Genomic DNA, 1,036 nt, shown 5'->3' on the forward strand with positions numbered 1-1,036 from the left:
CGCGTTCCTGCCGGGCGACTTCGGCGACGCCGAGAAGAGCGGCGCCGCGGAACACGCCCTGCGCCGCGACTTCCTGCAGACGACGCTGGCGGCGTCGGGGGCGACGCCGGTCGCGCCCGAAGCGGCGTACGTGCCGAAGAACCCGGTGACGGACGCGAAGTCGGCGTCCCAGGTCGTCGCGACGGCCGAGGCCGACTGCGCGTCGGCGTGGCTGGCCGTGGTCAACCACACCGACGACGCGGGCCTGCGGACGACGGCGCTGCACGCGCTGGTCGCCGCTTCCCGCCGCGGCACGCCTTGGCGCGCCGAAGCGGGTCAGAAGCCGGCGGCGATCGCGATGCCGGGCCAGAACAGCTGAAAAGCCGTGAAGGCCTCCTTACCGGCCATAAGAGCCGGTAAGGAGGCCTTCACGGCCTTAGGTCAGGAGTGGAGGTCGGCCGAGAGGCGCAGGGCGTCCTCGGCGATCTTCTCGATCAGGGCCTTGTCGGTGTGCTTCGCGTAGAAGTCGGCCAGCACGATCGTCGTGTTCGTGCCGTCGACCTTCGAGGCGTATGCCGCGTTCTTGCCGGTCAGGCTCGGGGTGCCGGTGCCGGCGAACGTCTTGTCGCGGACCAGGTCCGTCACGTTGCCGGTGTTGTCCTGGTCGGTGAGCGCCTTGAGCGCCTTGGCCTTCGACGAGTCCGGCATGCCGACCACGACCACCGACACCAGGGCCTTCTGCCCGCCGGTCTCGGTCGTGTACAGCGCCCGGACCAGCGACTGGCACGGGTTGTCCGCGAAGAACTCCTTGGTCTTGCCGTAGGAGTTCGCCGGGCAGTCGTCCGCGCGCGCCGGGCCGGCGACCTTGGTGAACTGGTAGGCCCCCGTGCTCTGGGCCGGCGGCTGCGCGACCGGCTCGTCCGGCGTCGAGTCGTGCCGGATCAGGAACCACAGCAGCCCGGAGACGACGGCGATCGCGACCAGCCCGGCGCCCCTGAGCAGCAGGGTCCGGGTGTCGCGCGCCGGCGGGCCCGGCGCCGGCGGGCGGGGCTGCGGG

At 72.1% G+C, this 1,036-nt stretch carries 2 protein-coding genes; one reads left to right on the top strand and one right to left on the bottom strand.

Translation table 11 applies throughout. From position 1 onward, the window contains the following. Positions 1 to 358 (top strand): ferritin-like domain-containing protein (locus G3I65_RS42910; RefSeq protein WP_160701170.1); only part of this gene is annotated, 358 nt, incomplete at its 5' end. A gap of 62 nt (positions 359 to 420) precedes the next feature. Here the strand turns inward: G3I65_RS42910 and G3I65_RS42915 are convergent. Further along, a partial coding sequence (locus G3I65_RS42915) for a hypothetical protein (protein ID WP_239071792.1) occupies positions 421 to 1,036 on the bottom strand: 616 nt, incomplete at its 5' end.

Origin of the sequence: Amycolatopsis sp. SID8362 (genome assembly GCF_010550475.1) — a bacterium.
GTDB classification, from domain to species: Bacteria; Actinomycetota; Actinomycetes; order Mycobacteriales; family Pseudonocardiaceae; genus Amycolatopsis; species Amycolatopsis eburnea.